Annotated in this window: 1 pseudogene; it reads right to left on the bottom strand. The window is 43.8% G+C overall.

Annotated elements, in window-relative coordinates:
- Positions 1 to 239 (bottom strand): annotated as a pseudogene (gene metG / locus R2R70_RS21395) (methionine--tRNA ligase); the annotation flags it as partial.
- Positions 240 to 258: the final 19 nt, after the last annotated feature.

Consider the following 258-nt stretch of genomic DNA (forward strand, 5'->3'; position numbering starts at 1 on the left):
GTTGCAGGTGCTTTGTCTTTTGCGGCAGGCTTGCTATTGTCAGTCGGGGCAGGAGCGTCTGCTTGAGTTAATGATGCTTTAGAATGTTCTACCATTGCTTCAATATCTTTTTCTTCGATACGTTGCATCAGTGGTTTGAACTTATTGATTTTATGACCCAGCAACCACTCGTTACGACTGGCAAAACGCAAATCATCAAGGTTCAAAAACTCTTTGGCATTATTAGTCAGTTCAGGCAATACGGGCGCGAGATACACC

Origin of the sequence: Cobetia sp. SIMBA_158, from assembly GCF_046566945.1 — a bacterium.
Lineage (GTDB): Bacteria > Pseudomonadota > Gammaproteobacteria > Pseudomonadales > Halomonadaceae > Cobetia > Cobetia amphilecti.